The organism is Aestuariivivens insulae (genome assembly GCF_022662195.1).
GTDB classification, from domain to species: Bacteria; Bacteroidota; Bacteroidia; order Flavobacteriales; family Flavobacteriaceae; genus Aestuariivivens; species Aestuariivivens insulae.
Window position 1 is genome coordinate 490195 of the sequence record NZ_JAKMCS010000001.1, and the last position, 22459, is coordinate 512653.

A 22459-nucleotide genomic window follows, 5' to 3' on the forward strand; every position below is an offset into this window, starting at 1 on the left:
ATGAATCATAAAAATTTAAACGTGTGAAAAAAATAATTATAATACTGTTTTTAAGTTTAAGCGTTAATGCCATAGCACAAATTCATAACCCCGTTAAGTGGTCTACCGCTGTAGAGAAAATATCGGATACAGAATACGAACTAATAGCCACGGCAACTATTGATGGCCAATGGCATTTATACTCCCAAACCGTGCCAGAAGATGGGCCAATACCAACAACCTTTACTTACGAGAGCAGTAAAAATTATCTAAAAAAAGGAAATACTAAAGAAGGCGAAGGACATACAGTAGATGATAAGGTTTTTGATATGCGAATTAAATATTTTGGTAAAAAAGCCGATTTTAAGCAACGTATCAAGTTAAAGACCAAAGACGCTTTTAAGGTTAAAGGCGTTGTGGAGTATATGGTATGCAACGACACACAGTGTTTACCACCTACCGAAGTAGATTTAGTATTCAATATAAAGTAATGGGTTATTAAATAAGCCAACCAAAACAAAGAATAAAACATTATGAGAAAGTATATCTTACTTTTAATCGCTTTAGTAAGCTTTTCAGGGTTCTCCCAGATGATCCCAGATGTAAAATGGACCACGTCTGTAGAAAAGCTTTCAGATACAGAATATAACCTAGTCTCAAAGGCAACCATTCCATCAGGTTTTCATTTGTATTCCCAAACCGTACCAGAAGGCGGGCCAATACCAACTACTTTTACTTATGACGATGAAGGCGGAACTATTAAATTAATAGGAAATACAAGCGAAGAAGAAGGGCATACTGTCGATGACGCTGTTTTTGAAATGAAAATTAAGTATTTTGAGAATAGTACAGTATTTAAACAAAAAGTTGAAGTTTCAGAAGGTTTAGCCCAAGTGAACGCTTTTGTAGAGTTTATGATCTGTAACGATACACAATGTTCACCTCCAACGGAGGTTGATTTGGTATTTAAGCTTTCGGAAAAAGATAAAGCGAGTACAGCTTCAGTTTCAGCAACAGTAGATAAATCTTCGGGAGCAAAAAAATCCAAAGCATCTAAAAGAGGGTTGTGGGCTATTTTCTTTATAGCTTTCTTTTCTGGATTTGCAGCCTTATTAACACCATGTGTATTCCCTATGATACCCATGACGGTAAGTTTCTTTACCAAGCAAAGTAAAAATAAAGCGGCAGGTATAAGAAATGCTATTATTTATGGTATTTCAATTATTGTTATTTATGTGTTTTTAGGGGTGTTGGTTAGTTTAATGTTTGGTCCAGATGCCTTAAATGCCTTATCAACAAATGTATGGTTTAACATAGCCTTTTTTCTCTTACTGTTAATTTTTGCAGTATCCTTTTTAGGTGCTTTCGAAATTATGTTGCCAAATTCATGGGCCAATAAAGTAGATAGACAGGCCGATAGAGGCGGTTTGATAGGTATATTTTTTATGGCATTGGCCTTAGCTATTGTGTCCTTTTCGTGTACTGGGCCAATAGTAGGAACCTTATTGGTTGAGGCAGCGGCTGGTGGTAGTCAAGTGGGGCCAATTATAGGTATGTTAGGGTTTTCTTTAGCTATTGCTTTGCCTTTTGCGTTTTTTGCCGCGTTCCCAGGCTGGTTAAATTCTTTACCAAAATCTGGAGGCTGGTTAAATACGGTAAAAGTTGTGTTAGGATTTTTGGAATTGGCATTAGCCTTTAAGTTTTTATCCAATGCCGACTTGGTATTACAGGCCCATTTTTTAGAACGCGAAGTATTTATAGCCATTTGGATAGCCATATTTGGAGCTTTGGCATTTTACCTTTTCGGAAAAATACAATTGCCCCACGATTCACCGGTAACCTACATTTCGGTAGGGCGATTAAGCTTGGGGCTTCTCGTATTATCGTTTACCATTTATATGATTCCAGGACTTTGGGGAGCACCCTTAAACTTAATCAGTGCCTTTCCACCACCACAGCATTATAGCGAATCGCCTTATGGTGTTGGTGGAGCAGTAGCGAAAGGGCACGAAGGTGTGCCAGAGGGGGCTCATTTAATGCCGCCACATAATATATTGGCGTTTAACGACTACGATAAAGGCCTTGCATATGCCAAAAAAGTAGGGAAGCCAGTGATGATAGATTTTACGGGGCACGCCTGCGTAAACTGTAGAAAAATGGAAATGAATGTTTGGGTGAAGCCTAAAGTGCTCGATATTTTAAAAAACGACGTGGTACTTATTTCGCTTTATGTTGATGATAAGCGTAAACTAAAAGATGAAGAAGTGGTAGAATCTCAATTGAAACCTGGGAAAAAGTTAAAGTATATTGGTCAAAAATGGAGCGAACTCCAAACCATTAAATATAAAACTAATTCACAGCCATTCTATGTGCTTATGGATCATAATGAAGAAAACTTAATAGATCCAGTAGCCTATACGCCAGATGTAGATGAATATTACGATTGGTTGAAAAAGGGAACTAACAATTTTAAAAAGTAAATTGGATGAAGGGTGCATTTTGTCTGCAGATGCGCCAAGACCTTCAAATGAGAAGTTAATTGACTTGTTTACGAATTAAAAATATAATCGATAATAGTTTTAGTTGATTGTTTTAGATAGAAGAATCGCTTTAATATTTTGATGTTAAGGTGATTCTTTGTTAATTTTCAAATTATGAATGCTATAGCCAATACTCTTAAAAACGTTTTTAGAAAACGTGATCGTTCCAATCTGGAAGATTACTTCAAACCGTTTAGGGATAATATTATAGGGATTGATCAGGAATTCACTTCGCCTTATGGCAAGCAAAAAATAATCTATTCCGATTGGACGGCCAGTGGTAGGCTGTATCAACCCATAGAAGAGAAGCTGCAACAGGAAATAGGGCCTTATGTGGCCAATACACATACCGAAACTTCTATTACGGGCTCGGCCATGACCTTGGCTTATCATGATGCAAGAAACATTATAAAGAAGCACGTTAATGCCTCTAAAGATGATGTGTTGATAACCGTTGGAACGGGTATGACAGGGGCTATTAATAAGTTTCAGCGTATTTTGGGCTTGAAGGTTTCTGAAAACTTGAAGGACCATACTCAAGTGCCAGACACATTGCGTCCTATCGTTTTTATTTCCCATATGGAACACCATTCCAATCAAACCTCATGGTTGGAAACCATAGCCAAAGTAATGGTTATTCCGTGCGATAGTGAAGGACTCATTTGCTTAAAAAGTTTTGAAAAGCTATTGCAAGAACACGAAGAATGCCCCATAAAAATAGCCTCGGTTACAGCCTGTTCTAATGTTACGGGAATTAGAACAGCATACCATAAAGTGGCTGCATTGGTACATAAATACAATGGGCTGTGTTTTGTAGATTTTGCATGTTCGGCACCTTATGTGGCTATAGATATGCATCCAGAAAATGAAGATGAATATTTAGATGCCATTACATTTTCACCCCATAAATTTTTAGGAGGGCCAGGAACTTCGGGAGTGCTTATATTTAACAAGAAGTTATATAAAAATATGGTGCCCGATAATCCCGGAGGAGGGACAGTCTCTTACACTAACCCTTGGGGAGACCATGATTATATAGACGATATTGAAACCCGTGAAGATGGTGGTACACCTGGATTCTTACAGGCCATCCGCGTTGCTTTGGCCATTCGTTTAAAGGAACAGATGGGCGTTAAGCAGATTTTAGATCGCGAGCACGAAATAAACAAACGCGTTTTTAAGGCGCTCTCAAAGATTAAGAATTTACATATTCTAGCAGATAGGCATACCGACCGTTTGGGCGTGTTTTCATTCTTTATAGACGATGCCCATTATAATTTGGTGGTTAAAATATTGAACGACCGTTTTGGTGTGCAAACCAGAGGGGGGTGCTCGTGCGCAGGGACCTATGGTCATTTTTTGCTTAATGTTGATCAACCACAATCAAAAGCCATTGAACAAAAAATATTGGAAGGCTGTCTTATAGAAAGACCGGGATGGATACGTATGTCCATTCACCCAACCATGACCAACGATGAAATCAATTTTATATGCGATGCCATTAAACAAGTGGCCCAAAACATTAAAGTTTGGGGAGAAGATTACGAGTATAATGCAGCCAAAAATGAATTTATCCATAAAGGGAACTTAGCGGTAGAGCAAGATATTACCAAAGCTTGGTTCGACTTGTAGAACCAGGCCTACTAAGAGATTGTGGCTTTTATAGTTGAATGTAAGAAATTAAAAACCAGATGTTTGTAAGAATATATTGGTTTTTTTTGTAAATTGGTAACTTAACTCTAAAACCATTAACTATGAAAACAGTTTGCTCTATTTTTTGTATTGCATTACTATTTGTATCCTGTCAACCAAAGGTTGATAACACAGCTCAACTTAAATTTGAGGAAAATTCTAAAACAGTCAAAGCCTTGATGGATAGCTGGCAAAGTGAAAATGTAGATTATTCGCTTTATGCCGATGATGTTGTAATTAAGGAAACGGCCTTTGGGGCTAAAAAAGACTCGACAACCCTTGCAGAGATGAAAGAACATGACAAAAAATCTTTTGCTGCTTTTGATTTTAAATTTTTAGGAGACCCTGTTTTTTTGCCAGGAGTCAACTCAGAAACTAAAATGGCAGATGGTTCCGTTAGATACTATGGCGACTGGGAAGTAATACGTTCAGCGACCGATTCTACTGAAGCTAAGTCTGGAACTCTATCGGTCTATCATTCTTTTGATTTTAATGATGAAGGCAAAATTGTTTATGAGCAAATGTATGGCGATTTTGGAGGTTTGTGGAAACATTTATTTGAACCCGAAATGGATATGAATAACAACGATGAAGATGCGACCGAAGAATAAAAAACAAGTTTAATATATAATAAACCCCCTTAAGTTAATATGACTTAAGGGGGTTTTTATTGTGGAGCCGGAGAGAATCGAACTCTCGTCCAAACAAGTAACCAAAAGGCTTTCTACACGTTTAGTTTTTATTTGATTTTCGACTAAAAGCCGACTAAAAACCATCTACTTTTAGCTTATCATCTTAAATTTCGAAGTATTATCGATGCGCTAATACCTCTAGGTTTACTTTTACGATGCCCCTAATTAGAACGCCATAAACCAAGGCTTTCAAGGGACATTTAGCTTTCCGACCTTGTCGGACAAAGGCTTGAACCTACTATAATTCGGTTATTAAGCAGCTAAAGCGTAGTTATTCTCGCCGTTTAAAATTTGGTCTAGCCTTTAACGTGTTTCAAAACCATTACACGACGTGCTTACCATTCAATTAATCTCGCTGTCAAAACCAGTCGACCCCATATTGAGATAGTAAATCTTTAATTTGCGTAATCGAATTATGCCTTGAGCACCCGCCTGCCGGACGGGCAGGTAGTCGAAGGGGCGTTCTTTAGCAATCTCTTTATTACTGGAGATTACTTCGTCGTTCCTCATTTCGACAAGTTCAATGAACGCCTCGTAATGACGGCTTCTTATTTAAAAAAGGATGCCGCCTCAATCCTTAACGCAGGGAGCAAAGTTATCAAAAACTTTGTAATTCAATATAAATCCAAGTACTTTAGTGCAAAAATTATTCCAAGTCCAATATATGAAGTTTGCCATTATTAAAGAGCGTAAGAACCCGCCAGATCGTCGTGTGGTTTTTTCACCATCTAAACTTGTTGAAGCCAAACAACAATTTCCACAAGCTACCTTTAAAGTTGAGTCATCAAGCATTCGTGTATTTCCAGACTCGACTTATCAGGACGTGGGGCTTGAGGTGGTTAATGATATATCGGACTGCGATGTTATGATTGGTGTAAAAGAGGTGCCCATAGAGGCGCTAATACCAAACAAAAAGTACTTTTTCTTTTCGCATACCATAAAAAAGCAATCTTATAATAGAAAGTTGTTACAAGCTATTTTAGATAAGGGCATTGAACTTTACGATCATGAAACCATAGTGAATAGTGAAGGATTCCGATTAATAGGTTTTGGTCGTTACGCAGGTATTGTTGGAACCTATAACGGATTTCGGGCATGGGGATTAAAATATGGCTCCTGGCATTTGCCAAAGGCAGAAACCTTAGCAGATCAAATAGCTTTAATTTCAGAATTAAAAAACATAGCGCTACCTAATATTAAAATACTGCTTACAGGAAGCGGAAAGGTATCTAACGGCGCACAGGAAATGTTAGATGCTATGGGAGTTAAGCAAGTGTCTGTGGTAGATTATTTGAACGGTACCTTTAAGGAGTCCGTATATTGCAAAATAGATGTGTTGGACTATAATAAACGTAAAGATGGGCAAACGCTGGATAATTTTGATTTTTTCAAAAACCCACAAGATTACGAATCTAATTTTATGCGTTTTGCCAAGATAACCGATTTTTATATTGCGGGACATTTTTATGGCGATGGGGCACCGTATTTGTATACCAGAAACGATGTAAAGTCTCCAGAATTTAATATTAAGGTGGTGGCCGATATAAGTTGTGATGTCGATGGTCCTGTGGCGACGACTCTTAGGGCTTCAACTATAGAAGCGCCTATTTATGGGTATGAGCCCCAAACCGAAACCGAAATCGATTTTAGGGATGAACGGGCCATTACCGTTATGGCGGTAGACAATTTACCGTGTGAATTGCCTAAAGATGCCAGTGAAGGCTTTGGTGACATGTTCTTAAAGCACGTTATACCTGCTTTTTTTAATGGCGATAAAGATGGGGTCTTACAACGTGCTAAGATTACCGAAAACGGAAAACTAACCGAACGTTTTACCTATTTACAGGATTATGTGGATGGAAAAGAATAGACAGATTTCATCTTTCTAATTTATTTTTATGACTAAAACCGCACTAATAACTGGAGCAGCTTCAGGATTGGGTTATGAATTATCATTGTTGTTGGCCAATGATGCCTATAATCTAATTTTAATAGATGTTGATACAGAAAAACTAAATGAAGTAAAGGCAGAGATTACAAAATCTTATGGCTGTAACGTTGATGTTATGGTCAAGGATTTGAGTAAACCCAATGTCGCCAATGAAATTGTGGAAGCTATAGATGTTGTTGTTGATGTTCTGGTTAATAACGCTGGCTTTGGATTATTCGGCACCTTTACCAATACAGAATGGCAACGAGAATTGGACATGCTGTATGTACATGTTATTACGAGTACCCATTTAACAAAATTAGTATTGGATGGGATGGTAAAACGAGGGTCTGGTAAAATTCTAAATATATCGTCTCTTGCCGCTTTTCAACCAGGGCCGCTCATGTCTATTTATTATGCAACAAAATCGTATTTATTATCATTTTCTGAAGCTATAGCCAATGAACTTAAAGGGACAGGGGTTACGGTAACCGTATTGTGTCCTGGACCTACCAAAACGGCCTTTCAGGGTGTGGTTTCAGAAAACACTACGGAAAATAAGATTAGTTTTAATATGGCAAGTCCATCCGATGTTGCCCAATATGGCTATAAAGCCATGCAAAAAGGAAAAACAGTGGCCATTCCCGGACTAATCAATAAATTTCTTGCAACCATCCACCGCTTTGTTTCAAGAAGCATGGCAACAAAAATTGTAAGGAACCTTCAGGAAAAAAACAGGAAAGAATAAGCGTTCCTAAAAGATTAGATTGGAATAGGTGTTCTCTGAATTAATTTGATGAATATCCTTTTATAGTTGATGAAAAAGCGTTATCTTATAAGGTAATTATTTGAGTATTAACTAAAAAGAATGGTGTCATGAATCCTCCTTTAATGTTTACGGTTTTTCTTGTTGTATTTCTGTTATCAGGTATACGCATTATTTTTGAATACAAGCGCGCTTTAAAATTTAGGTTTGGTAAATACATTAAGACTTTACAGCCTGGGTTTAGATGGGTTATTCCCATAGTTGAGACGATACAAATAGTAGACATTAGGGTGATTACTATAAATGTGGTTTCCCAAGAAGTTATGACGGAAGATAACGTGCCGTGTAGTATTGATGGCGTGGTATTTTTTAAGATTATTGATCCAGAAATGGCGGTCTTGGAAGTTGAAGAATACAAATTCGCCATTACGCAATTGTCCCAAGCAGCTTTACGTGATGTATGCGGTAAGGTAGAATTGGATACCATACTGTCCAAACGGGAAGAAATGGGTAAAAACATTAAAAATATTGTAGAAGTTGAAACCAAAGAGTGGGGTATCGATATTATTGATGTTAAGATAAAAGACATACAATTGCCAGAAAACATGAAACGTATGATGGCCAATCAGGCAGAAGCTGAACGCTCTAGGCGGGCACGTATAATTTTGGCCCTGGCAGAAGAGCAAGCCGCAGGTAAGCTATTGGAAGCGGGTAAATTGATAGATCAGTCTCCCTCTGCAATTAAATTAAGGCTATATCAAACCTTATCTAATATTGCAGCAGAGAAAAATTCAACCATACTATTTCCGTTCCCAGAAGAAGTATTGCCTAGACCAACAAAAAAAGAAATTGATTAATGGTTGATTGAAAAGGTTTAGCAAATTAAAATAAACAGACACATGTCGTGTAGTAGAAGCAAGCCCAGATTTTATGGCTTGCTTCTCGACGTTTACAAGGTTTTGGAATATAGCTATAAGCTTTTTTCCAAGTCGTAGTGATGTGATAAAATGACACCTATACTTTTTTGGTCGATACGTTGGCAATGTTGAATGGCAGAGTCAAGGCCAATTAATATTCTGTTAAAACCGCCATTTTCAAAAATTTGCCCTGTTTCTCGCTTAAATTCCCCACCCTCTACAATGGCTTCTTTAAGTTCTTGTACGGTATCGAGATTTGGGAGCGCAACAAAGTTGGATGCTTCAATCTTCTCTATGTCTTGGTTTAGGCTTATAACATAATCGTTAACCTTGTGGCCAAAAGAGTTTACTTGACGCTGTGTAACTTCTTGGGACTGTAAGTGGTTCAATTCAGATATGATTTTACTCTTAACGGCAACAATAGATCTATAGATGTTCGATAAGTCTTTATGTTGCGTATATAGTTTCTTTAAATTAGAGTGTTTGTTTTCTTTTTTGGCTAGAGCGTAATAGAAACTGCAAAAAGAAGTGTCCCAAGCTTTAAAGTTTTCATTGAATAATGTTTCCCGTTCATTAAAAAGTAATGAATACCCTTCTTGTAAATTCTTCTTTTTATACGTTTGACCCTTAAATGAAAACGAGTTTTCTTTTGTGGTGCCTTCTGATATTTGACTTGCCTTCAACATCAAATCTTCAATAGCTTTAATGGGTTCCATTAAGGCTTTTAATTCAACTTTAATATTATCTAGTGTTGCTTTGTTTAAATTAACAGATTTTGAATTTTTTTCTAGGATATCATCATCAGGAATGTTAAGATATCTGTTTTCAAAAGTGTTGTCATATGCTTTGAGTAGTTCAGCGCCTTGGTTTTCGGAAATGATGAAGCTTTCAAAGTCATTTTCAGAAATAAAACTTTCAGGATGTTTTGTTAAGTATTGCTCGTAAACCAAAAGCGTCATTTCTTGTTGTAGGGTTTCTTTGTTAGGGAATAACAGCCATGGTGAACGCTCATCGATTTCACAACTTACGTATGGTACTTTCGCGTTGTTCTGTCTTTTGTCGTTTGGTGGATGGCTTGCATACATGCCAACTTTAGAATGTTCTGAGCTAGAGAAGTAGGTTTTGCCCCCTCTACTATCCTCCGGTAGATTATTTAATAAGTTGGTAAGTACTTTATTTTCTCTATCTAAGGACAAAGTGTTGTGTCTATATAAATTTTTTACAAATTGCTTTTTTTGTGATGCCATATAGGCATGATTAATGGTGGCGTTCCAACTGTTAAATCCTGGGTCTAATTTCCACAAACCAGAGATTATGGCGTCACTTCCAGAAGTGCTAATAGCTACTTTGTCTGCGTTAAATTCCATTTCCCTTGATAAGGATGAATACATAATATTTAAAAACTGATAAAAAAGATTTAACACTTGCCTTATCATCCAAATAATAGGAGTAATTACCCAGGCAGCAGCAGAAAGTCTAATGTCTGAAGATCGCCATTGATCTAATAAGTTGTCCCATTTATCTCTAGAAAATATCATGTCATGTATTATCGTGTTAGCAGAAATGATATAGCTGCCAATCTTCATGCTCCTTTGGGCAAAATGACCAAATTCATGACTAATAACAGCTTTAAACTCAGATAAATTAAGACAACTTACTAGTCCTAAGCCAATGGTTAATTCTTTTTTAACTGGCAAAAATAAACTTAACCACATGTTTGTATATGAAACATATGCATTTACGTCTGGATCGGCAAAAATAGATTTTGGTTTTGGAGCCCCGGTTTCTTGGCAAACTTTGTATACAAAATCCCAGATTTCTGGATAATCACCTTTAGTGAGTTTAATTCTGTTTTTAGGCTTATGGTTTTTTAATTTAAAAATGAATTTTAAAGTAAAGACAAATAACATGACTGATCCTGCAATGGCTCCAATCTTCATTAAGATGGTTATCTTATTGATATGTCCTATCTCATATATAAATGCATAATAAACTAAATAAGCAAGACCTACAACAAGACTTGTATAGAGCAGAAAAAACAATATTATTGCTAGAATAGCTAAAAAAGCCTTGGTTTGGTACGAAGATGGTAATTTGGTTAGGTTTTTTGGAAGTGAAATAGGGCTGGCGGGATATAAATTATCTGTCATAGTAAGTTGATTAGTATGTCGAAATATATAAAATTTTAATCAAAATATGGCAAAGCCTAAAAAGAGGGTATCATCTTTTTGAATGATTTGAAAAAATGGGGGAGAATAGATGTTTAAAAATTTTGGACCCAACAATTAACAAAAGGCCAAACAGTAAGGTAAACAGCCAAGCCCACCTATTGGATAATGGGTTTAGGAAGATATCTAAAATGTCCATCAATAAATATTTTGGATTGCTTAACAGTTCCCAGGAGTTATAGCGTAAAAAGCGTCCCAAATAAATGCCAAAACTCGATAAAAAGAATATCGCGGTAGGAAAATATTTGAACACGGATATACTTATATATGGTGTTAGTAAGCTTTTCATATCTAAAACAGAAAGGTAATACAGCAATAGTCCGTTAAAGGCAAAAGCGTTAATTACTATAATGTCTAACCATAACATATGGCCTTCGCTTAACCTTAGATGAATTAAATCGGTTACCATATATGGGGCATTGGGCAAAAAGAGTAACCATATACCGAACCAAATAATTAACTGTTTTTTTGAGGGTTTAGGTAAACATATTAGATAGGTGGTAATAGCAAATGGAATGGTGGCTAAAAATAAATTCCACACCAAGAACAATAAGAACAAGGAATGGGTTAATTTCAGCCGTACCATAAGCAAGATGGTGCTTAAAAAGATGGATGAGGTAATTAAGGCGAAGGTCTTAAACCTATTAAAGAGCAGTTGTTTTATGTGTTCCATGATTTGTATATGTTGAGTTCAATAGATAATATGCTAGCTACTCCTAGAGTGTAAGCTATTAAATCTGTAATCTGAAAAGTACTTCCCAATAGCAATTTCAAGAAACTTTTTTTGTGTAAATTGAACAAGGCCAGTATGTTGACTAACTGTAAAAACTCTATAAGGAAAGCAAAAGCCAATACTGCTATGCCCAGTTTTAAAGGTGTGATTTTAAAAAAGCTTTTCACAAAACAGTAAATTAGAATCACTACCAGAAAATCCCCAATGGTATGGCGTATAAAACCGGTTTTTAGGAAAATGGCGATTAGGGCTTCGATACAGAGCAGAAGTATAAAGAAACTGAAGTATGTTAGGTTAAAATAGAGTTTCATAAATTTAAATTAAAATGAGAATGACGTATAAATAAAGCATTGAAATGGGAATATTTGACAAAACAATTAAGCAAGTTAATATCAATTTTTTCCACGCCCTTGGAAAATTTAACAATAAGTAAACTAAATAATGCATCACTATACTATTAATTATAATAGCACCTAGAACATAAGCAAAACCTAAGTAGATCAGTTTTAAGGATTGTGTAATGAAAACAAATAGAAGGAATAAAAATGTTCCTATTGCAAAGCTTATGAAAGCTGTCTTTTTTGCTGTTAAAATAGAATCGTCAACCATAACTAAAAATTTTTAATCAAAAAGAATTCCTTTAGGATCTGCCTAGGGGCGTTGAACCGGCCTACCTCGCAGTTAGGCTGTCAGGATTGTTATTCGCGAGAAATCAAATATTCATGAGTACAAAGGTTTGAAATAGGAGTACAGTAATAAAGCATGGATCTAAATATCAGAATTTCAATTAAACTCCACTCGCCCGGTTTTGGAGAGTGGAGCTAATCACTAACTAATAAAATCAATCGTTGTTCCAATCAATTTTTCTGGATACATACATTACTGTAGCAAGTATTAAGAATAGACCAATGCTTCCTGTTAACAATGCATAGTTTTCTAATTGTATAATGACATAAATAAAAGTGTAGAGCGCAGATAAGGAAATACCAATAAATAAGGGAAACTTTATATTTTTCAATATGGATTTTGAATACAAACTAATAAGTAATACCACTGATATTCCTGCTATTAAATAAGCTTTAAAAAAATTGCTGTGTTCCGAAATGGAAACCAATAAGGTGTAGAACATGGTTAACGCCAGCCCAATCATTAAATATTGAAAAGGATGGATGCTAATTTTGCTTAAGGTTTGAATTAAAAAGAAAATTAAAAAGGTTAGACCAATAACCAAGAATCCATATTTTGCCGAGCGTTCACTTTTTTGGTATTCATCAACAGGAATCATAAAATTAACACCGGAGGCAAATTCGGTCAAATCAGGTATGTTATTTTTGTATTCTTGGGAAAAGGGTCTGTTGAGTTCCAATATCTTCCATTTAGCATCGAAACCGTTTTCTGTAATTTTATCGTTGTTATATGGTAAGAACTCACCAAAGAAATTGGCTGTTTTCCAGTTTGATGTAATTCTTGCTTCAGTTGTTTTTCCAACGGGAATAAAGCGTATTTGCTCACTACCCTTGATATTAAACTCAATATTGAAAGGTATTTGGTTTGTTGCAATAAAATCTAACTTTTCAAGATATTTGGTTTCTAAAGTGTGCAAAGTAAGCGTGTAGGGAGATCGATTACTTTTATTATTGTACTTTGAAGTTATTGGATAGTTTTTATTAGCCAATGTTATATCTGCGCCATAAACGCCCTTAACGTTTGAGGATTGAATAATTAGTTTGACCTTGTCCCAAATAATATCCTTGCCATCAATTTCTAAGGATTTAAAATCAGGATTGCCAAATGTTCCATTTATTTTAATATTGCTGTTATAAACCGCAGTACTATAAATGCCACGTTTCTTTTCTTCGGGGTCAATATTGGAGTTTATTTGTAAATTTTCGGGTAAGAAATAGGCATGTTCAATATTTTCAATGGTTTCGGTATACGTTTTTTTGGTGTCTTTATCGGTAACCGTTTTTTCAGTATAAGTTTTATATGGGATTTCCAATATGGGGCCATAAATGAGTACTTCGTTTCCCCATTGCTGGTTTATTTCGTTTACTGCTTGTTCTTTTCTGATAGAGCGTTCCGTAATTAATCCTTCTATGTAGAATAATGGGATTAACAATACTAAAGTTAAAAAACCAACCATGAGCATTCTAGCTGTAATAGAGGTCTTTAGCCAGTGACCGAATTTGTTTTTGTTTTGTTGTTGTGTTTCCATAAAGTTTAATTTAAAGTACTTTGTATTTCAAAGTAAAGAATTAAAAAAATAGACCTGCACCATGCATAGTCGAAATGTTATTGTTTATTAATTAATTTTTCAAGGGCCTCCACATGTTTTTTAAAGGCTTCCCTACCTAATATGGTCACGGCATACCGTGTGTTGGGTTTACGTCCTATAAATTGCTTTTCTACTTTAATATATTCTACATTTTCCAATGCTTTTGCATGGCTGGCTAAATTGCCGTCGGTTACATTCAATAGTTCTTTTAGGGTATTGAAATCGGCATATTCATTAACCATCAATACCGACATAATCCCCAAACGGACACGGTGATCAAAAACTTTATTTATGTTGTCTATAATGCTCAAATCCAGCTATCTGTCATATTTAAAATGCATGACTGTACCATATACAATATGCATTACCCCAAATCCCAATACCCAAAGCCAAAATCCGTAGCCAGGAAACAGGGCACATATTAACCCCAAAAGTATTTCAATAACTCCTAAATACCTAATATCGCCAATGCTGTATTTTGAAGCATTTATCAACGCCAGTCCATAAAAGATAAGCATAAGCGCTGCCGTTTGTCCATATTTTTGTTGGCCTAAGATTATTAAGAGGTACAGGCCACCAGCAACCAATGGGATTAAAAAATTAATGACCAACCTACGCGAGGTACTGTCCCAAATTTTTGCACCGTGTTTTTTAGCCTTTTTGGTGGTTAGTGCAATACCTGTAATAATACTAAGTAGGGCTACCATAAAGAGTATAAAAACACATATTTTAAAAATAGTGCCATCCAAAATTAAATAGCCCCTTACCGAATTATCGACAATGTAATAGGCTATGGCCGCCCCAATAATCGCATAGATACCAGCAAGGATACCCGATAAACCACTTAATGAAATAAAGCGGGACGATTTATTCATTAAATCCTTAATCTCGCTAATGTCTTTTAAATAATCTTTTGGCTCCATATTAAAGTACTTTGAATTACAAAGTAAATAAATATTCTTTAATTTTCCATCATAAATTTTTGTTAAGTTTGAAGAATCAAGAAGGCTTGTTTTAATGAAACCCGTGGACAACTATTTTTTCAATCAAAAAGAACCGTACCAATCCATAATGCTATATGTGCGTAGTGTTATTTTAAATACCTTGCCAGATGTGGTAGAGCGTTATAGCTATAAAATTCCGTTTTATAATATAGGCAAAAAGCCCATGTTGTATTTAAATATTTTAAAGGGACGGGATTATGTAGATGTGGCTTTTGTACAAGGCATTTTATTGGAAAAGGACTTTCCTATATTGAAGGATGATAACAAGCGTAAGCAAGTGCGCTCCATTCAATTAAGGTCCATAGAGGATTTGGACCATGAACTTTTTCAGGAACTTTTAATCGCCGCAACAGAACGAATACGAAACAGTAAGAAGGCTTGGTTTATTTAGAACTCTTTTTTAGCCTTAAAAAGATCCATAACGTTATAAAAGATAGTATAAGCCAAAACGTGTCAATAAACCATATTTGATATTGTTGATTGGCAAATGAGCTCCAAATCCAATTTTTGGTCGTTAAGCCATTTGCGACAGGAACCATAAGGCCAAGAACACTTCCAGATAGTAGGGTGTATTTATTTATAAAAGCGATGTCTTTTTTTCTTATAAAATATATAACCAACATTAACCAACCAATAAAGTAAAAATTATAAATGAAAGATGGGGTTTGCGGTTGAAACACCTTAACCATTATAAATGAAGCCGCTGTAATGGGGTACATGCTTAAACATACGGCTAAATATACCCTAACGACCCTAAGGTTAAATAGTCTTTTTTTTAAGGAGACGTTATTTTTATTACGGGCTACAAACCAAATCATGACTCCCGAAATGATGACGAAACAAGAAATGATCCCTAAAATAAAGCTAAGGATCTTAAGTGCATAGCTACCATAGTCGGCGAAGTGAATTCTATACAGGATGTTTTTAACACTATCTACATATGAAGTTTTTAAAGTGGGGTCTTTTTTAAAAACCAGATCGTTGTTGTTTACCTTATAAATGGCTTCGCCTAGACCATTAAACTTCGAGCCATAATCTAAATGGCCACTTATTGACACATGCATGTTGGTGTCGTTATAATTGGAAATATGAATTTCGGAAGTATTAAACCCACTCCACATTTGTTTTGTTCTTTCTACATAGGCGTTTAAGTTGAAGTTACCACCCAATGTTTCTCCATTTAGCTCAAAATGGGGGTGAGAATATCCCAGGTCTTCATAAAATTTGGCTTGGTCGCCATCGTACAGGACCATAACATTTGGTGCTATCAATAATAATTTTATCATGAAGAAAGCACCAGTAACGGCATATACAAACTGAAAAGGTAACCCTATGGTGCCCAAAGCTGTATGGGCATCGGTCCAGAGTGTTTTTAATTTTTTAAATGGACGAAATAAGAAAAAATTAGATACTATTTTTTTCCAGTGAATTATTAAGCCCGTAAGGATGGCAAACAAAAAAAAGAAAGCCACAAACCCAGATAAGTAATATCCAAATGGGTAAGGTATTTGTGCCAGGAAATGCAAGCGGTAAAGAAACTCACCTAAAGTATATGAGTTTTGGTAAGTGTTTTGGGTATATGCTTTAGTGTCTAAATAAAAAAAATCCGTTCTTTTTGCTTCTTCTGAAGCCAATGAATCTTTTGAAGCAGATATAGAGACCCCAACACGTTGCTCTATATAATACTTTTTAAATTCAATATCGCGCCCGTTTAAATTATAACGCCCATTTAAAGTATCTAATGCAGTATTAAGATCCAGTTGAATATCATCGGTAATGGTAACAGATTGGTTGCGTTCCCAATTAACGATTTCATCCCTAAAAAAAGAAAAGGAACCTGCAAAGAAGATAATGTATAGTACAACACTTATAACAATACCGCTTATGGTATGGGTATGGAAAAGGATGTTGTAAGTTCTGTTTTTCATATTTTTAGGATGTAATGGGGTTATATGTTTTGCTCAAGTAAATAACTATTGAAAAAAGAAGACTAAGCAAAAGGTAAATGCCCCAAATTTTCCAACCGTTTCTTGCCAAAAAAGCTATAATCATTAATACGGCCCAAAGTATAAAAGCAGAAAATGTAGCAGTAATGATTAGGGTTACATGGTTTATCCAAAAGGACATAGCCAGATGAAGGGTTATGGTTACTAAATAACCACCTAAAAAGCCAGCCGAAAATTTGGCAAATCGTTGCCAGTTTGATGATAAGTATTTGGGGTTTGCAGGCATTTTACGAATTCAAAATGAAACATTCAAGATAAAGTGATAAGGTGTATAAAACCATAATAGGTTTTGGTGTTAAAAAATTTATTGGGTTAAGTAAAACTATTAGGCTACCAAAGGTCATCAAAGCAATAAAGGAGTATATAATGCCAGAACCCATACCAAATAAAAAACAGTTTAAGGTAAAGGACAGTAAAAGTGTCATTAAACCAACAGAAGTCCCTTTTATGGGGTGTTTGTTAACCCAGTTTTCAAATCCGAAATGTGTTTTTAACAGTACTTTTTTGGAGGTGTTATAGATCATGTAAAACCCCATGAAAAGTGTTAATAGTGTTGTAGAAACCATTGTGTTTATAAAATGGAATAGGTTGCACAATGCCAAATGAATTCATAATCTACTCCTTTGTAAGTTCCAGGAACCTCCTCTTTGGTTGTAGTTTCAATTATATATTTAGTTTTCCAAGGCAGTTTAAAAGTGACATGCCCATGTTCATCTGTTTTTAATGTTTTGGACCATAAGTCGGCAACAAAAATTTTTAATTCATTATTTGTAAGTGGTTTATTTTTAAATAGGACCTGTAGTTTTACTTCATCCTTGTTTTTAGAAACATCTTTTATGGTTATCCCATTTTTGTTAAAGTCCGTGGTTTCATTAGGATGTTCACCAACCTGAATTTTAGCTACTGAATGATAGTGGGTTTTGAAAATTCCGAAATCATACTGGGTATAATCTATCACATTAATATTATCGTTATTTAGTGCAATCGTGTATGTGCCATTTGTAGTAGGCGTAAATTTTGCCAAATAATAGTCGTTATAGGCTGTTGTTTGTAATTTTAAAGTGTTTCCTTGGGCGTCTATGACCCAAAGTGTAAAGTCCTTTACGTTTGGAAAAGTTTCGCCGTTTACTTTTTCAGTAATGCCATAGGTGTATTCGCCAAAGAATACTTTTATGTCTTGTTCCTGGCCAACTGTTCCGTGAGGGTTGGTTTCGATCCACAAATAATGGGCAAAAGATTTTGTAATGGTTAAGGTAATGATCGCAAGAGTTAATAATGTTTTTTTCATGATATGATTTTTTTTTTTAAAGCTGAAAGCAGTTCCCAATATGCTTTGGGAACTGCAAAATCAAACAAATTAAACTTAAATGGAATAGTACTTGATTTTTAAAAGTTATAGGTAAGGGTCAACCGTCCATTAATACCTGGTTCAGATTGCCAGTATAGGTAATTGCTATAATTAGACCCAGAGTATAGGTACGCGTCCAAAATGTTATTAACATTAAGACGTACACTTATTTTGTCATTTTTCCAAGACAGTCCACCGTCTAACCTAAAATAGTTAGGTAATAAGCTTTCACTATCGGCTCCCCATGCCCATGTAGAACGGTCTACTTGATATTGGTACCCCAATGATGCTCCAAAGCCTTTAAACATAGAGGTGTTGTGGAAGTTATAGTTTAACCATCCGTTAGTAATGTGTTTAGCGTGTCCGGCAATACGCTGTCCAATATTATCTGGATTGGTGTCTTTTGTTATCTCAACGTTGGTATTGGCATAATTGAGAACGATGTTTAACTCTGGAGTAATGTTACCCTGCATATCGAACTCAATACCTTTGGATTGAATTTCGCCTAGCTGAATGGAGAAATTTATATTTTCGGGGTCTGTTACCAATATATTTTCTTTTGTAATCTGGTACATTCCCAAAGAAGCTCTTAATTTATTGTTGAAGAATGATTTTTTTATCCCACCTTCAATGTCTTTGGCCTCAACAGGATCGAAATAATCACCAGATTGGCTTACACCTGTTTGGCCCAAAAACGATTGGTCGTAAAGCGCATATACTGTCAACGAAGGCAAGATATCTGCACTTAGACCAAACCTAGGCGTGAATTTTTTATCACTTTCGGTCTTGCCAAGGGTAACAAGTTCGGTGTGTCTGGCAGCCAATGTCAATCTTATTTTGTTATCCAAAAAGCCTATTTCATCTTGTGCATAAAAAGCCCTTACCGTGAACCCTGTATTATAAACATTGGCTCTGTGCAGTAGGTTTAGCGATCGGTTAAACACAGGTGTTTCGGTATTGCCATAGGCTGGATTGTAAATATTAAAAGGTTGGTCTGTATCGATAACAAATGTTTGGCTCCAATCTGCCCAATATGCTTTTTCGCTAAAATCGAAACCAGCCAAAATAGAGTGCTTTAAACCAACCGTTTCAAAGTTTCCGTTAAGGTAGGTCTGAACATATTTTCCAATAGAAAGGGCATCCCAAATACTTGCATAACGTGTAGCGTCCCCATTGTTACCAAAACTCCAAAGCCATGTAGAATTCCCTTCTTGATCGTATCTTAAATAGGCTAACTGGGACTCTAAACTCCAATTCTTATTAAACCTATGGTTTATATTGGCAAATAAGGTTATTTCTTGAATATCTGTCACAGGGTAATTATCGTCCGTAAATTTAAAGTCTCTATCCAGACTTCCATAGCCATCGTTAACAGGAGCAAAAACATAGGCTGAACCTATAAAGCTTTCGGCTTGTTGTAAATTCAACTCGGTAGTTATTGAGGTTTTATCGGATATGTTATAGGTGAGGGCTGGGGCAAATCCAAAACGTTCCGTATCTTCATTACCTCTATGGGTGTCTGCGGTTTGATACATGCCATTTAAGCGGTAAAGTAACTTCCCGTCTTTAGCTAATTTTCCACCAAGGTCAATAGTAGCCCTGTAGAAGTCAAAACTTCCACCCGTTAATGATATCTGGGCTATAGCTTCATCTGTTGGTTTTTTGGTGACTACATTATAAAAACCTCCGGGTTCACCAGCAGACATCATAAAACCAGCTGGGCCCTTAACAAATTCAATGCGTTCTACGGTATTCATATCTTCAGATAGTGGTCCCCAGCTGTCTTGAACGTTAACGCCATTTCTAAATGCAGGTAACCTAAACCCCCTCATGTTTACACGGGCAAAGTGCCCCCAATGTTCTAGCATTGAAACCCCGCTTACATTTTTTATAAGACCATCCATAATACTCGTTACCTGTTGATCAATGAGTAAGTCTTTATTAATAACCTGAATGTTTTGGGGGAGTTTAACGATTTCTCCTTTAAGACGAAGAGAAGGTGAGGTTTGGCGTTCTACATTTTTATTAGCGTGCCCGTTAACTAAAACTTCGGTTAATTGTTCTTCATCATCAATTAAAACAATAGTAGGTAGGCTTGTTGTTTCATTGTTTTTTACGGTAAGTATTATTTTTTGGGGTTTGTAACCCACATACGATACATTAAGTTGGTATTCACCAGCTATTATATCGTTTAATATAAAATTTCCATGACTGTTTGTGAATGTTCCATACTGCGTATTTAATAAAGATACATTTACATATTCTAGGGCCTTTTGTTGGTTTGAAACAACCTTACCTTTTAGACTTCCATACTGCCCGTAAGTAATCAATGCTGAAAAAAGAAAAGATGTTAGTAGGATTAATTTTTTTATCATAAGTTTGCTATTTATAATTAGTCTAAATAAATATAAAGCGCAAAAATATGATGGTTTTCCAATTAATAAATGACGCGATTTGAAGAAAAAAAGACGTGAAAAGCACAATTTTAAGGCGATAGATTTAACAGGACAGCATTTAAGGTTAAAAGATCATTTATGTAGGGAAGTTAGTCGCAATGAGCGTTGCGGACTGTTACAAGTAGCATATTCGGTTTTACCTGAATATGGAAAAGGGCATGTTGTCGAACTGCATTTTGAAGGTGTTACCATTTCTATAAGTAATTTAGTTCTTCATGACAACTTTGTTTTTTTTAATGAAATTGATGTTAATGCATTGTATTTGTCGTTTTTAATTAAAGGGGAAATGTTGCTTAAAATAGGAGATGTGGCAGAAGAAAGGCCTTATGTAGAAAATGAATCGTTTATGGCTTATATAGAACGGTTTAGGGGTGGGTTAAAAATGTATAACAATAAAGCTTATAAAGTAGTAAAAATAATTGTCCCTCAATTCTTTTTGAAAAAGTATGGTTTTATGGAGAAATCAGAATTTAAAAGCATTACGGACAAAAAGCTTATGCTGCCCACCACGCCAAGTCTCTATGCTGCTTTGGAAATATTGGAAAGTGAGCATGGTGATGGCTTAGTAAAAAGATTATTCTTAGAAGCAAAGGTGTTAGAGGTCATTGCATTACAAATGGGCAATTATAAGCTAATGCATAAGGTTAACAATAAGGATAAAAAGCTTATGAATAAAATGTTTTTGTTAAAACAGTACTTAAAGGATAATTTAAGTGAAAACTATTCAATAAGGGAATTGTCTGAAGAAGTAGGAGTAAGTGAAAATATTTTGAAACTGGAATTCAAACGGGTTTTCAACTGTACAATCAATCAATACTTTTTAAACCAAAAAATGAAAAAGGCCAAGACCTTATTAAAAAATACTGAGATCCCTATTTACGAAATAGCCGAAGCGGTTGGCTATAAAAATGCCACTCATTTTAGTGCTGCCTTTAAACGTGTTTTTAATGAAACACCTAAAGCCTATAGGTCAAAACTATAATGTAATAATAGATTAAAGCGAGTTTATCGTTTTTCTAATAGCAACTAAATTTGTGAGTAGTTGTTCCAAATTGTCCAAGTGTAACATGTTAGCACCGTCACTTTTCGCATTGGCGGGATCGAAATGGGTTTCAATAAAGAGGCCGTCCACATGGTTCACTACACCAGCTCGGGCAATGGTTTCAATCATATCCGGTCTACCTCCCGTTACACCAATGGTTTGGTTGGGTTGTTGTAAAGAGTGGGTGACATCTAAAACGGTTGGAGCGTATTGGCGCATGGTAGGAATGCCACGAAAATCGACAATCATATCTTGGTAGCCAAACATAGTGCCTCGATCGGTTATCCATGCTTTCTCATTACCAGCATCTTTTACTTTTTGTACGGCATGTTTCATGGCCTCTGGGCTCATAAACTGTCCTTTTTTTAGATTGACCACTTTTCCGGTTTTAGCGGCTGCAACCACCAAATCGGTTTGACGCACCAAAAAGGCAGGAATCTGTAACACATCAACATATTGTGCTGCAAAATCGGCATCAGAAACTTCGTGGATATCGGTTACCGTTGGAACATCAAAAGTCTCCGAAACCTTTTTTAGGATTTTCAAGGCCTTTTCATCGCCTATACCTGTAAAACTATCAATCCTGCTCCTGTTGGCCTTTTTAAAACTGCCTTTAAACACATAAGGGATCTCAAGTTTGTTGGTTATGGTTACCACCTTTTCGGCAATACGCAAGGCCATGTCCTCACCTTCGATAGCACAAGGGCCAGCCAATAAGAAAAAATTATTAGAATTGATGTGTTTTAGTTTAGGGATGTCTTGAAGCTTCATTGATGTAATGTGTTTCACAATTTTGCTGCAAAGATACATATTATAAGCTTCTTTTTTAAGCTGTTTTTTTATAACATAAA

General features: G+C 35.7%; 21 protein-coding genes and 1 other RNA gene. 10 read left to right on the forward strand and 12 right to left on the reverse strand.

The genetic code is table 11. The annotated features are described in order from the left end of the window. Positions 1-23: 23 nt before the first annotated feature. From MR062_RS01950 to MR062_RS01965, 4 genes are all read left to right on the forward strand, one after another. Positions 24-470: a protein-disulfide reductase DsbD domain-containing protein gene (locus MR062_RS01950; RefSeq protein WP_242202378.1), complete on the forward strand. Its 447-nt coding sequence runs from the start codon at positions 24-26 to the stop codon at positions 468-470. 42 nt (positions 471-512) lie between these two features. After that, complete coding sequence (locus MR062_RS01955; protein WP_242202379.1) at positions 513-2459, forward strand: protein-disulfide reductase DsbD family protein; 1947 nt, start codon at positions 513-515, stop codon at positions 2457-2459. 174 nt (positions 2460-2633) lie between these two features. Continuing rightward, the gene (locus MR062_RS01960; protein WP_242202381.1) at positions 2634-4151 is read left to right on the forward strand and encodes an aminotransferase class V-fold PLP-dependent enzyme; all 1518 of its coding nucleotides are present in this window, start codon (positions 2634-2636) and stop codon (positions 4149-4151) included. 122 nt (positions 4152-4273) lie between these two features. Then, complete coding sequence (locus MR062_RS01965; RefSeq protein ID WP_242202383.1) at positions 4274-4822, forward strand: hypothetical protein; 549 nt, start codon at positions 4274-4276, stop codon at positions 4820-4822. Positions 4823-4881: 59 nt separating this feature from the next. Here MR062_RS01965 and ssrA read toward each other — a convergent pair. Beyond that, positions 4882-5279: a transfer-messenger RNA gene (gene ssrA, locus MR062_RS01970) on the reverse strand. 288 nt (positions 5280-5567) lie between these two features. On the opposite strand from ssrA, the gene MR062_RS01975 reads away from it, so the two are divergent. The 3 genes from MR062_RS01975 to MR062_RS01985 all read left to right on the forward strand — a co-directional run bounded on the left by MR062_RS01975 (position 5568) and on the right by MR062_RS01985 (position 8456). Continuing rightward, positions 5568-6773: an NAD(P)-dependent oxidoreductase gene (locus MR062_RS01975; RefSeq protein ID WP_242202384.1), complete on the forward strand. Its 1206-nt coding sequence runs from the start codon at positions 5568-5570 to the stop codon at positions 6771-6773. A gap of 28 nt (positions 6774-6801) precedes the next feature. Next, on the forward strand, positions 6802-7581 hold the full coding sequence (locus MR062_RS01980; protein ID WP_242202385.1) for an SDR family NAD(P)-dependent oxidoreductase: 780 nt from the start codon (positions 6802-6804) through the stop codon (positions 7579-7581). 128 nt (positions 7582-7709) lie between these two features. Next, positions 7710-8456, forward strand: a complete 747-nt coding sequence (locus MR062_RS01985; RefSeq protein ID WP_242202386.1) for a slipin family protein — start codon at positions 7710-7712, stop codon at positions 8454-8456. Between the two features lie 113 nt (positions 8457-8569). On the opposite strand, the gene MR062_RS01990 is transcribed toward MR062_RS01985, so the two are convergent. From MR062_RS01990 to MR062_RS02015, 6 genes are all read right to left on the reverse strand, one after another. After that, a complete protein-coding gene (locus MR062_RS01990; protein WP_242202387.1) occupies positions 8570-10666 on the reverse strand; it encodes a M48 family metalloprotease in 2097 nt (698 codons plus the stop codon). A 70-nt stretch (positions 10667-10736) separates the two neighbouring features. Beyond that, positions 10737-11417, reverse strand: coding sequence for a DUF1361 domain-containing protein (locus MR062_RS01995; protein ID WP_242202390.1), 681 nt, complete (start codon positions 11415-11417; stop codon positions 10737-10739). Beyond that, the gene (locus MR062_RS02000) at positions 11405-11788 is read right to left on the reverse strand and encodes a ribosomal maturation YjgA family protein (RefSeq protein ID WP_242202392.1); all 384 of its coding nucleotides are present in this window, start codon (positions 11786-11788) and stop codon (positions 11405-11407) included. The genes MR062_RS01995 and MR062_RS02000 overlap by 13 nt, the downstream gene beginning before the upstream one ends. 530 nt (positions 11789-12318) lie before the next feature. Further along, on the reverse strand, positions 12319-13692 hold the full coding sequence (gene creD / locus MR062_RS02005) for a cell envelope integrity protein CreD (RefSeq protein WP_242202394.1): 1374 nt from the start codon (positions 13690-13692) through the stop codon (positions 12319-12321). A gap of 77 nt (positions 13693-13769) precedes the next feature. Next, positions 13770-14063, reverse strand: coding sequence for a winged helix-turn-helix domain-containing protein (locus MR062_RS02010; protein ID WP_242202396.1), 294 nt, complete (start codon positions 14061-14063; stop codon positions 13770-13772). A gap of 6 nt (positions 14064-14069) precedes the next feature. Then, positions 14070-14675, reverse strand: a complete 606-nt coding sequence (locus MR062_RS02015; protein ID WP_242202398.1) for a hypothetical protein — start codon at positions 14673-14675, stop codon at positions 14070-14072. A 103-nt stretch (positions 14676-14778) separates the two neighbouring features. On the opposite strand from MR062_RS02015, the gene MR062_RS02020 reads away from it, so the two are divergent. After that, on the forward strand, positions 14779-15147 hold the full coding sequence (locus MR062_RS02020) for a DUF1801 domain-containing protein (RefSeq protein ID WP_242202400.1): 369 nt from the start codon (positions 14779-14781) through the stop codon (positions 15145-15147). On the opposite strand, the gene MR062_RS02025 is transcribed toward MR062_RS02020, so the two are convergent. Beyond that, complete coding sequence (locus tag MR062_RS02025) at positions 15140-16684, reverse strand: PepSY-associated TM helix domain-containing protein (RefSeq protein WP_242202402.1); 1545 nt, start codon at positions 16682-16684, stop codon at positions 15140-15142. The genes MR062_RS02020 and MR062_RS02025 overlap by 8 nt on opposite strands. Before the next feature lie 4 nt (positions 16685-16688). Further along, the gene (locus tag MR062_RS02030; protein ID WP_242202403.1) at positions 16689-16988 is read right to left on the reverse strand and encodes a hypothetical protein; all 300 of its coding nucleotides are present in this window, start codon (positions 16986-16988) and stop codon (positions 16689-16691) included. A gap of 41 nt (positions 16989-17029) precedes the next feature. Here MR062_RS02030 and MR062_RS02035 point away from each other — a divergent pair, with 41 nt between their 5' ends. After that, complete coding sequence (locus MR062_RS02035) at positions 17030-17281, forward strand: hypothetical protein (protein WP_242202405.1); 252 nt, start codon at positions 17030-17032, stop codon at positions 17279-17281. A gap of 52 nt (positions 17282-17333) precedes the next feature. On the opposite strand, the gene MR062_RS02040 is transcribed toward MR062_RS02035, so the two are convergent. Together MR062_RS02040 and MR062_RS02045 are read right to left on the reverse strand one after the other, a co-directional pair. Beyond that, positions 17334-18050: a DUF4198 domain-containing protein gene (locus tag MR062_RS02040; RefSeq protein ID WP_242202407.1), complete on the reverse strand. Its 717-nt coding sequence runs from the start codon at positions 18048-18050 to the stop codon at positions 17334-17336. A gap of 98 nt (positions 18051-18148) precedes the next feature. After that, the gene (locus MR062_RS02045; RefSeq protein WP_242202408.1) at positions 18149-20485 is read right to left on the reverse strand and encodes a TonB-dependent receptor; all 2337 of its coding nucleotides are present in this window, start codon (positions 20483-20485) and stop codon (positions 18149-18151) included. Between the two features lie 79 nt (positions 20486-20564). On the opposite strand from MR062_RS02045, the gene MR062_RS02050 reads away from it, so the two are divergent. Then, positions 20565-21548: a helix-turn-helix transcriptional regulator gene (locus tag MR062_RS02050; protein WP_242202410.1), complete on the forward strand. Its 984-nt coding sequence runs from the start codon at positions 20565-20567 to the stop codon at positions 21546-21548. A 12-nt stretch (positions 21549-21560) separates the two neighbouring features. Here MR062_RS02050 and kdsA read toward each other — a convergent pair whose 3' ends face one another. After that, positions 21561-22379: a 3-deoxy-8-phosphooctulonate synthase gene (gene kdsA, locus MR062_RS02055; protein ID WP_242202527.1), complete on the reverse strand. Its 819-nt coding sequence runs from the start codon at positions 22377-22379 to the stop codon at positions 21561-21563. Positions 22380-22459: the final 80 nt, after the last annotated feature.